The organism is Acetivibrio ethanolgignens (genome assembly GCF_001461035.1).
GTDB classification, from domain to species: Bacteria; Bacillota; Clostridia; order Lachnospirales; family Lachnospiraceae; genus Velocimicrobium; species Velocimicrobium ethanolgignens.
Map to the genome: position 1 here is coordinate 1 of NZ_LNAM01000213.1, position 10774 is coordinate 10774.

The following is a 10774-nucleotide window of genomic DNA, read 5'->3' on the forward strand; positions in this document are numbered from 1 at the left end:
CCTAGCTTAAGAGCTATAATACCAACACTCTTTTCGTCCCTTGAAAATCAAAACAAATCGATAAACCAAAATTTATCTATTTTCCCTAATCACAAACTTCTTCTCCAACCGTACTGGCTTATAGGAAAGCTTGGATTTGCGTAAGCCCTCCTGGCCTAAGTCATCCTCCCGGTTGACAAAAAGAGCCTCCGGGAACTCGTGTACCAGAAACTGCTGGTTAATGAAAGGATAGAGCCCACGGCATTCTGGATTTGCCTTTTCAATGTGGATATAGGCGTATTTGGTATCAGGGTTGTAGCTTCCGATGGAATAGGCTTCCAGGACACCGTCAATGTAGACACCACCAAGACGACTGTCAATCTCAAAGCAGTGTTCAAAAATCTGATTGATACCGATTTCCTCGCTACTCATGCTGTCGCGGCGACCGGTGATTTCCCGTTCTGTAAGCCAGCGTTTGTGAAAATCTTCGATTTCAGAGGCATTTTTGCAGCATAGGGTTTTGTATTCGAAACGGCCCGCATAGTCCTTTAGAAAAGCATTTACATGGTTTTTCTTTTTGTGATAGGCCTTGCCACTCAAGGTACGGAGCTTTTCAGCATCATAGATGTAATCAAAGCAGTCCCGGTCTTCCTCGATAGAAAATGTATTTTCTATATCAGGAATGGCAGCACGAAGGGCTTCTACAAATGTCTCATCAGCCAGATACATGGTAAGTGGCTTTTTAAGTTCGTTGTGGAAATAATCACAGATAGTCCGGAATACAGACGGAATATCTTCTATTTTGCAGTAGGGCAGCATGGTGGCTCTTTCCCCCAGAACATTAATCAGGTAAAAGAGGAAAGAGTCACCGGTAATATAGGTTGTGTCATAAAAGTTAGACCAGATAAACTGGTTCAGGAACTGCCCCTCGCTGATATAAATCGGGCGGAGCTTAGCATATTTGGAAAGCTCATACTGGCTCTGGGGAGTTATCTTCTTTTCTTCATAGTTCATAAAATAATCAGTCCTTATTTTGTACTATTATTACGTTTTGCACGTATTCTCATGGTTGAGTCCAGAATCTTTTTACGGATTCTAAGGCTCTTTGGAGTAACTTCAAGGTATTCATCGGTATCGATGTACTCTAAGGCCTGCTCCAGGCTTAAAATACGAGGAGGTGTCAGCTTCAGGGCATCATCAGAGCCGGAAGCACGGGTATTGGTAAGCTGTTTTTTCTTACATACGTTAACCTCAATATCATCAGTTTTTCCATTCTGTCCGACAATCATACCGCCGTATACCTTTTCGCCGGGGCCGACAAACAAGGTCCCACGTTCTTGAGCGTTGAAAAGGCCATAGGTAATGGTTTCGCCGCTTTCAAAGGCAATCAGGGAGCCCTGCTTACGGTACTGAATGTCGCCTTTGTATGGTGCATATTCTTCAAAAATTGTATTGATAATACCATTTCCTTTGGTATCGGTCATAAACTCGCCACGATAACCGATTAAACCACGGGATGGAATTAAAAATTCCAGACGGGTGTAATTACCAGGAATTGGGGACATAGCTTGCAGATCACCCTTTCTCTGGCTCAGCTTCTCAATAACGCTGCCGGCAAATTCCTCAGGAACATCAACGATAGCACGTTCCATCGGCTCCAGCTTCCGCTCACGTTCATCATAGTGGTAAAGAACCTCTGCCTTGCTGACGGCAAATTCATAGCCCTCACGACGCATATTTTCAATCAGGACAGATAAGTGCAGCTCGCCACGGCCGGACACCTTGAAGCAGTCGGCACTGTCCGTTTCTTCTACACGGAGGCTGACATCAGTATTCAGCTCGCGGAAAAGACGATCTCTTAAATGGCGGGAAGTAACGAACTTACCCTCCTGTCCAGCCAGGGGAGAATCATTTACCAGGAAATCCATGGAAATCGTAGGCTCAGAAATCTTCTGGAAAGGAATTGGAACCGGATTTTCCGGAGAACAGATGGTATCACCAATGTGGATATCTGTAATGCCGGAAATTGCAACGATAGAGCCGATGCTGGCTTCATTTATCTCTACCTTTTTAAGACCCTCAAACTCATAGAGCTTACTGATCTTAACTCTCTGGAATTTATCCTTGTCATGTTCATTTACCAGAACGACGTCCTGATTTACACGGATAGTTCCGTTGTCTACCTTACCGACACCGATACGGCCCACATATTCGTTGTAGTCAATGGTGCTGATCAGTACCTGAGTATCTGCAGCTGGGTCACCCTCTGGTGCTGGTATATAGTTTATGATAGTTTCAAATAATGGTTCCATATTTTGTGGAGTCTGGTTTAAGTCCAGACAAGCAACACCGGACTTGGCAGAAGCAAAGACAAATGGACAGTCTAACTGCTCCTCGCTGGCTTCCAGATCAATAAAGAGTTCCAGAATTTCATCAATAACTTCCTTCGGTCTTGCTTCAGGGCGGTCAATTTTATTGATGCAGACAATAACAGGAAGCTCCAGCTCCAGTGCCTTTTTTAATACAAATTTGGTCTGCGGCATAGCCCCTTCAAAGGCATCTACCACAAGGATAACACCATTTACCATTTTTAATACACGTTCAACCTCGCCACCGAAATCTGCGTGTCCTGGTGTGTCGATAATATTAATTTTGGTGTCTTTATAAAAGACAGCCGTATTTTTTGATAAAATAGTGATTCCACGTTCTCTTTCGATATCGTTGGAATCCATAACACGTTCTCCCACATTCTGATTGCTTCGAAATACACCGCTCTGCTTTAACAGCTCATCGACCAGAGTAGTTTTGCCGTGGTCTACATGGGCAATAATGGCGATGTTACGAATGTCTTCTCTTTTCTGTTTCATAATCGCTCCTCGTTTCTACATTGCGTTTACCATTCATAACCTATTGATTATACCACAATAGAGAAAGTTTGCAAGTATTTTTTCTTGGGTGTATGGAAAAGTAAAAAAAGAGGCTGGTAAGTGGTCTTACCAGCCGGGAGATTTCTGGATTTCGTAATTTAGCTCCAGTCGTCCTCCCAGAATTCTTTAGGAATAGCGGAGGAGTCTGTGTCATCGGTGGTTTCTTCCACTAGCACTTCTGCAGCGGCTGTATCTGAACCTTCAACAGGGGCTATCGTCTGTGGATTTTCCACAGTTTCAATGTCTTCTTCCGGTATTAACGTATCAGCCAGTCGCTCCAGGGCATTTTTTTCTGTAGACTGTGCTGTTTCCTGCTCTTTCTGGTGCTTTTCAAGCTTTTCATAAAATAGGTCATCCATGCCAGTAAGCTGGTAGGTGTCCTTGAGTGTATAGCGGAAAAATTTTATGACGTTGCCGCTTTCCATGGCAATCTTGTCAGGTCCGCACAAATCGATATCCTTTTTATAGGGTAATTTATCGTACATAGAAAAATCTTCATTTACAGAAGAGTCAAAGGGTCTAAGCTTCATATGAAAACTCCAATCTTCACCTTTTAGGTGATCCTCTTATCTATTATACCTTTATTTTTTGAGAAAAACAACTCTGCTTTCCTTTTTTGAGGAAAATTGAGCCTCAATTCCTATATTTCTGCAGTTCCATCACAGGAATTGGCAAAAAGGAAAGAAACAGGCAGATGCTCCACTGAGCAAAAGATAAGGGGAGCACCTTAAAAACAGCAGCAAAGGCAGGAATACTAATAACGGCAGCCTGCAGGGCAAAGCAGATAAAAAAGGAAAGTAAAAGCTTTTTATTGGACAAAAGGCCAATGGAAAAAAGAGAGCGGCTGCTTCGCATATTAAAGGAATGAAATAGCTGGGAAAGACCCAGAACGCAGAAGCACATGGTTCTTCCCAAAGTCAGGCTTTTTCCCGGTAGAAAGCGGGTACCGATTAAAAAAGCACTTAGGGCTAAAAAGCCGATGAAAAGTCCCTCCAACAGGATGCGAAGGCCCAAGCCATCAGCGAACATCCCTTTTTTGGGGTCATTCGGTCTGCGGCACATGATGGCTTCGTCCGGTGGTTCACAGCCTAAGGAAATCGCTGGAAGGGAGTCTGTGACCAGATTAATCCAAAGAAGCTGTACTGCCAGCAGTGGTGTTGGGAAATTTAACAAAATGGAGGCAAAAATGGTCAGGATTTCACCAACATTGCTGGAGAGAAGGAAGTGGATGGATTTACGGATGTTGTCGTAGATTCCCCGGCCTTCCCGGACAGCGGCGATGATGGTGGCAAAATTATCATCGGTCAGTATCATGTCAGCAGCATTTTTAGCGACATCGGTACCGGTGATTCCCATGGCACAGCCGATATCGGCAGCCTTTAGTGCAGGAGCGTCATTTACGCCATCTCCGGTCATGGCTACGACATTTCCCTTTGCCTGAAAAGCCTTTACAATCCGTACCTTATGGGCAGGAGAAACCCGGGCAAAGATATGGTAGTTTTCAATAGAGGATAAAAGCTCACTATCACTCATTTTCTCCAGTTTGGCTCCACTGATGGCTTCCCGGCTGTCAGAGGCGATACCCAGGCTTTTTCCGATGGCAAGAGCTGTGCGGATATGGTCGCCGGTAATCATAACCGGAGTAATACCAGCCAGCTTGCAGGTGTGGACGGCTTCTCTCGCTTCAGGGCGGGGTGGGTCTATCATGCCTACAAGACCGGTAAAAACCAGATCCTTTTCCGGGTGAGCCGGCTTTGTAGTACTCTTTTTATAAGCAATGGCAAGAACCCGCAGAGACTGGTCTGCCATTGTCTGATTTTCCTTCTGGATGGCTCGCAGTAGAGCTGGAGTCAAAGGAACCTCCCTTCCCTGGGAGTAGCAGAGAGTGCAAGCGGAAAGCAGGAGATCCGGGGCTCCTTTGGTAATCGCAAGATACCCCCCGGTATCGGTCTTATGTATTGTTGTCATGCGTTTTTTTACAGAATCAAAGGGAATTTCATCTATCCGGGGGGTTGTAAGCTCTAGCTGGGATTTACTGATACCGGACTGTTCTGCGGCGAGAACCAAAGCTGCTTCCGTCGGGTCACCGGTAATGATGGTATCGGTACCGGAAAATTGGACAGTAGCATCAGAGCAGCTGGCAGCCAGGGTTAGAAGGAAGCGGCCAGTCGCACTGATGGAGGCAGATTTTCCGTCGGGAATTATCTCTTCACCATCGGCAGAAGCCAGGTGGGTCACGGTCATTTTGTTCTGGGTCAGCGTACCTGTCTTGTCAGAACAGATAACAGTAGCACTTCCCAGAGTCTCTACGGCAGGAAGCTTACGGATAACAGAATTTTTTCGTGCCATCCGCTCTACGCCCAGGGAGAGCATGATAGTAACAATCGCTGGAAGGCCTTCTGGAATGGCTGCAACAGCCAGACTTACGCTAGTCATAAACATATCGAAAATCGGACGTCCCTCTAAGGTACCGCAGATAAAAATCAGAGCACAGATAAAAAGGGCGGCCAGTCCCAGGACCTTTCCAGTTTTAGCAAGCCTTTTCTGCAAAGGGGTTGGCGGTGTTTTATCCTCCAGAATCAGCCGGGCGATATGGCCTACCTCTGTGTGCATGCCGGTAGCTGTGATCAGAGCAGTTCCGCGGCCATAGGTGATAATGCTGGAGGAATACAGCATATTGAACCGCTCAGCCAGAGGTTGGGTTTCTGTAAAGGTGGCCGATGCCTGCTTTTCCACCGGATGAGATTCTCCAGTCAGAGAGGCTTCGTCAACCTTTAAATTAACTGCTGTTAAAAGGCGGGCATCTGCAGGAACATACTGACCAGTCTCTAAAAGAAGGACATCTCCCGGCACCAGTTCTCTAGCGGGAATGATGGAAGGAATACCGTCACGAAGAACGTAGGCAGTTGGTGCAGTCAGTTTTTTTAAAGCTTCCAGCGACTTTTCAGCCTTGCTTTCCTGTATAACACCGATAGAAGCGTTTAAAATAATAATAGTAAAAATAATAATTGGGTCAATATAGTCAGCTTCCCCACGCAGATAGGAGACCAGAAAAGAAATCAGGGCAGCAGCCATGAGAACCAGAATCATAAAATCTGCAAACTGGCTTAAAAATCGAAAAAGAAGAGGCTGTGGCTTTTTAGCCTTTAGTTCGTTAGGACCATATTGCATCAGCCTCCTTTTTGCTTCGCTGGAGGTAAGGCCGGTTTCCGGACTGACATTTAGCTTTGCGAGAGCCTCTTTTATAGTAAGAGTATGGTAAATCATATATTATCAGCGGATATTCCGCAGCTCCTTTTTGCAATTTCTTTATATAATATGTACTTTTCGGTGAATAGAGAACGCTTTTTTTCATGCTTCATAAGATAAAAGAAAAAAGGTGTGATGAGATGCTCTGGCTTGGAATTTTACCGATTACCTTAAGCATTGATGCCCTGGGAATCGGATTTTCCTATCGGATGCGAGGGATAAAGATTACAAGAGAAGCAAAGCTTTTAATCAGCTGTTTGACAGGGCTTTTTATGGCAGCAGCTATGATAGCAGGACAGCTTCTTTCCTCCTGTTTTCCTGGTGAGGTTATGAAGCTTCTCGGTACGGCACTCTTAGCACTGATTGGTCTGGCAATGATTCGGAATGCTCTTTTTGGTGAAGAGACCTTCTATGATTTAGATAAATCTAAAAATATTGAAAGCTATGAGGCTGTGCTTCTGGGACTTGCTCTGTCAGCAGATGCGGCGGCCTGTGGGGCAGCCCTGTCAGCGACTGCCTTTGGAAATCTCTGGCTTCCTGTGTTGTCGGGAGCTATGCAGGGCATTTTTCTATGGCTGGGAGAAATATTGTTTGAAAAAGGAGTAAAAACTCGTGTTGCCGGGCAGAAGGGGCTAGGGGTATTTGCTGGAGGACTTTTAATTTTGATTGCTTTACTACGGATTTAAAATGGTCTATACTATTAGGAAGAAAACCAGAAAGGAAGAGCTATGGAGAAAAAAACAAAGAGACTAAGGTGCCTGGAGCTGTTTCAGGTGTTTTTTAAGATAGGGGCCTTTACCTTTGGCGGCGGTTATGCGATGATACCCCTGATTCAGAGAGAAGCCTCTGAGCAAAAAAAATGGATTTCCGAGGAGGATATTCTGGAAATTGTAGCAATTGCAGAATCAACACCAGGGCCTATTGCTATCAATGCAGCAACCTTTATCGGAAACCGGGTGGCAGGCTTTTTCGGAGCTCTCTGTGCAACTCTTGGTGTGGTGCTGCCGTCCTTTTGTATTATAGCGGTGATTGCCGGTGTACTGCGGCAGTTTGAAAGTCTTAAGGCTGTCCGCTATGCCTTTTGGGGCATTCGTGCCGGGGTGCTGGCCCTCATTGTGAAGGCCCTCTATACGATGTATCGTCAGTGTCCAAAGAATGTAGTGGCATATTTGATTGCAGGAGGAGCCTTTGTGGCTACGCTATTTTTTAAAATTAATATTTTATGGATTATAATCGGCTGCGGGGTAGCAGGATGGATGTCTTATACCATCATAACAGGAAAGGAGAAGGAATAGCTATGTTGTATCTGGAATTATTCTGGACCTTTTTTAAGATAGGAGCCTTCACCTTTGGCGGCGGCTATGCCATGCTGCCGTTGATACAGGCAGAGGTAAATGCTCATGGCTGGATGAGCAAGGCAGAGCTGGTAAACTTTGTTGCTGTCAGCGAGAGCACGCCTGGCCCCTTTGCCGTCAATGTATCCACCTATGTTGGCATGGAGACCGGTGGCCTTTTCGGAGCCCTTTGTGCTACCCTTGGTGTGGTTTTACCATCCTTTTTCATTATTTTAGTTGTTTCCCGTTGCTTTGAAAAATTCAAAAACAGCTCTGTGGTAAAGGGCTGCATGTCCGGCCTTAAGCCAGCTGTTATCGGTCTTATCGGAGCTGCTGTCATATCCGTAGGGAAAACTGTATTTTTCTCAGAGGGGGTATCCCTTTCCTTACCAAATCCAGCTGCCTTTGGCTGTTCGGCGGCTCTGTTTCTTGGTATACTTTTTTTAATCTTTAAGAAAAAGCTTCATCCAATTGCTGTGGTGTCCCTGTCGGCGGTAGCAGGAATTGTGCTGGGCTATCTGGGAGTGGTGTAGGAAAATAAACAAAGGCGTTTCGCTAAGGGGATACCTTAGCGAAACGCCTTTGTTTATTCTTAAATATTCTCTTCCTTTTCCTTTGACGATTTTATATGACGTTTTATAACCCAAAATAAAGAAACCTAGAAATGCATTTATTTCACATAAATTAAGAATCCTACCGCCTATAATATAGAAGAAACAGAATTTGAGAGCTTCATCATCTGCACCTGTTTCCGATAAAGAGAAGAATGTACATATCGCTCCAATGTAATAGTTGTATTGGCATGCCCCAGGATTTCACTCAAGGTTTTGATATCAAAATCCAGAATGACACAGTTGGTTGCAAAGGTATGCCTTAAACAGTGATACGTTACATCTCTGAGACCGCACTCCTTTAGCAGATGCTTGAAATGATTCTGGTAAGTACGAGGATCAATATGATTGGGTGTACCGGTAACAAGATAGTTCTCTGGTGAACATTTCATTTTTGCTAAAAGCGGCAGCATGAACTGTGGAATTGGCACATCCCTTATTGATGTATCTGTTTTGGGAGTTGACAGGACAAGTACGGTCTTGGAGGAACCTGCCGTCGTTTTTTCATTTAATACGCGATAAAGAGTATGACGGATCCGAAAGACTTGTTTTTCCAAATCAATATTTTCCCAACGGAGGGCACAAACCTCACCTAACCGCAGCCCCATATACAAGCTGGAGAGCATTCCTAAAGCCTCAGGGTTCAGATGCCCTGTTAAATAGCAAGTCAGAATCCGGCTTTCTTCCTGGCTTAAAGGGTCTGGTGACATTTGCTTTTTAACAGGATATTTAAAATTTACCATTGGGTTTGGATGGTTATATTCTTTATAAATGTAGTCAAAAATACTATTTAATAGAATGACTAAGTCGGAAATCGTTTTGTCTGAAAGCCCTCCTTTGCCGTCGCAGCGCCCATTTTTTTCTCTGCTTTTCAAGAATTTCTCCATACTGTCTGGCATAATTTCTCTTAATGGCAGATTCCCTAATTCCGGCAATAACTGGGCATTGACGATTCTCACATAGGTGGAATAGGTTGACTGCTTGACTTTGCTTTTTTGCAGAGCCAGCCATTGGTTGATATAAAGTTTAAAAGGTGCCGCTTCAATATAATATTCGGCATTGCTTTTTTCACTTTCAGGATGCGTCAACAGGTATTCCTGCCGTTTTGACCTAACCTCCTTATAGGATTTTCCATAGATAGAATGGTATTTTCGCTTTCCATCCAAAGAATAGCCAACCAATACTCTCGCTTCCCAGCGGTTGTCTTTTCTTTTGTAAATGTTTTCGCCTTTTCTTGACACAATAAAACCTCCCGTTTCTTTATAACTATACAAGAATTTTGACGGTCTAAAAAATTGAATAATTAAATTTACTGTAAAATTTTAGTATTTTTATACTAAAAATTGTTAATAGGGAGGAAAAACAAAATTCTATGAATAGAAACTGTAGAGGCTGTAACTCATGTAACATTGGATTGCATGTTTGTAAAAATTATGTTATACTAAAAGCAATAATTTGAGAATTATTATACTAGCAATAAGCGTAAAATACATAAAATGAGATGAAATGAATGAAAAAATATCCTGCATGCTTTCCAGAAAATTTTGAAACAGATATCTTGCCAAAAGAGGCAAAAGAAGAAAATAAATTTGTATATAGAGTTATAAAGAATGGAACAATTAACAGGGAGAGTTTCATAGGCACATATGAAGAAATCCAACGTGGACTAATACCGTGAGACACCATCCAAAGGCATCTATAGCAAAAGGGGAGACAGAAGGTTCTTGTGGACCATGTCAATTGACATCAGAAAGAGAGCCAAGAACGGATACACATGTAGATTGGTGGGTATATGAAGAATCGGAACCGCAGGAATATTTCAAAGAGGTAGATGGAAATGAAAAATAATATATATTTTGAAAACGTTACACAGGCAGGAACATTATTTTTAGACTATGTTTTTTATGAATTTGAAATGGAGCCTATAGTGTTTACTTGCGTTGATAAAGAAAAAAATTTGTATTTATGTCTCTGTTCCGAGATTCGGTATGAGCAAAAGTGGATTATTTCCAGATGTAATGTGCATACATTAAAAGCACTTATCAATGAAGAAATAGACATCGCATCTGCACTTTGCCTTTCTAAAACATTGGTTGTTGCAACCATGGATATTCATGGAAAAGAAAAAAGCTCTGTGATTGATACTGAGGCTGTTGATAAATTGGATTTGCCAAAATCCGGAACTTTTATACGTTGTGATAAAGAAACAGCTTATAACTATTTATGGAATAAAGAATATGAAGTATTGTTGGCAAAATTAGACAAAGCAATAGATTACACTCCTATTTTAGATAAAATAACAGAGTCGTATAGTTTAATTATCAATACGCCAATAAATACACTTAATACACAGATGAAATCATATGTCAACTCCATAAATATAAATATGGTTGAAACATTAAATAGGTTTAGTGAATCATTAAGGAAAACAATGACAATAAATTCTGGGTATAATATTATCCGTAAAGAAAAATATAATGAAATGACAGACAATATGGATATAAGTGACACAAATAATGATGACTATGCTAAAGCAGCATAAATTGAAAGAAGGAATATAGCATATGAAGCCAAGCAAATTTCAGTTTGTAAATCCGTATTTAGTAGAATTGCATTTTGAAATAAGGCTACCGCAATCCCACTGGCTTTAGACGGTGGGTTAAGGTTGCCAAAA

Annotated in this window: 10 protein-coding genes; 5 read left to right on the forward strand and 5 right to left on the reverse strand. The window is 42.7% G+C overall.

Features of this window, described 5'->3' with window-relative positions:
- Nucleotides 1-72: 72 nt before the first annotated feature.
- From ASU35_RS17215 to ASU35_RS17230, 4 genes are all read right to left on the reverse strand, one after another.
- Nucleotides 73-993 carry a DUF2156 domain-containing protein gene (locus tag ASU35_RS17215; RefSeq protein WP_058354196.1) on the reverse strand — a complete coding sequence of 307 codons (921 nt, stop codon included), beginning with the start codon at nt 991-993 and terminating at the stop codon, nt 73-75.
- Nucleotides 994-1007: 14 nt separating this feature from the next.
- Complete coding sequence (gene typA / locus ASU35_RS17220) at nt 1008-2846, reverse strand: translational GTPase TypA (protein WP_058354197.1); 1839 nt, start codon at nt 2844-2846, stop codon at nt 1008-1010.
- A 158-nt stretch (nt 2847-3004) separates the two neighbouring features.
- Nucleotides 3005-3436: a hypothetical protein gene (locus ASU35_RS17225; RefSeq protein ID WP_058354198.1), complete on the reverse strand. Its 432-nt coding sequence runs from the start codon at nt 3434-3436 to the stop codon at nt 3005-3007.
- A 103-nt stretch (nt 3437-3539) separates the two neighbouring features.
- Entirely contained in the window at nt 3540-6173 is a 2634-nt protein-coding gene (locus ASU35_RS17230; RefSeq protein ID WP_058354199.1) for a calcium-translocating P-type ATPase, PMCA-type, read from the reverse strand.
- An 86-nt stretch (nt 6174-6259) separates the two neighbouring features.
- Here ASU35_RS17230 and ASU35_RS17235 point away from each other — a divergent pair, with 86 nt between their 5' ends.
- The 3 genes from ASU35_RS17235 to ASU35_RS17245 are packed head-to-tail and all read left to right on the forward strand — an operon-like array spanning nt 6260 to nt 8022.
- Entirely contained in the window at nt 6260-6841 is a 582-nt protein-coding gene (locus ASU35_RS17235) for a manganese efflux pump (protein WP_058354200.1), read from the forward strand.
- Nucleotides 6842-6883: 42 nt separating this feature from the next.
- Nucleotides 6884-7450, forward strand: coding sequence for a chromate transporter (locus ASU35_RS17240; protein WP_058354201.1), 567 nt, complete (start codon nt 6884-6886; stop codon nt 7448-7450).
- A 2-nt stretch (nt 7451-7452) separates the two neighbouring features.
- Complete coding sequence (locus ASU35_RS17245) at nt 7453-8022, forward strand: chromate transporter (protein WP_058354202.1); 570 nt, start codon at nt 7453-7455, stop codon at nt 8020-8022.
- Nucleotides 8023-8189: 167 nt separating this feature from the next.
- On the opposite strand, the gene ASU35_RS17250 is transcribed toward ASU35_RS17245, so the two are convergent.
- A complete protein-coding gene (locus tag ASU35_RS17250; RefSeq protein WP_058354203.1) occupies nt 8190-9341 on the reverse strand; it encodes a tyrosine-type recombinase/integrase in 1152 nt (383 codons plus the stop codon).
- 269 nt (nt 9342-9610) lie between these two features.
- Here ASU35_RS17250 and ASU35_RS19530 point away from each other — a divergent pair, with 269 nt between their 5' ends.
- Together ASU35_RS19530 and ASU35_RS17255 are read left to right on the forward strand one after the other, a co-directional pair.
- Entirely contained in the window at nt 9611-9778 is a 168-nt protein-coding gene (locus ASU35_RS19530) for a hypothetical protein (RefSeq protein ID WP_156059472.1), read from the forward strand.
- 159 nt (nt 9779-9937) lie between these two features.
- Nucleotides 9938-10642 (forward strand): hypothetical protein, encoded by a 705-nt coding sequence (locus tag ASU35_RS17255; RefSeq protein ID WP_058354204.1) that lies wholly within the window; start codon nt 9938-9940, stop codon nt 10640-10642.
- Nucleotides 10643-10774 lie beyond the last annotated feature (132 nt).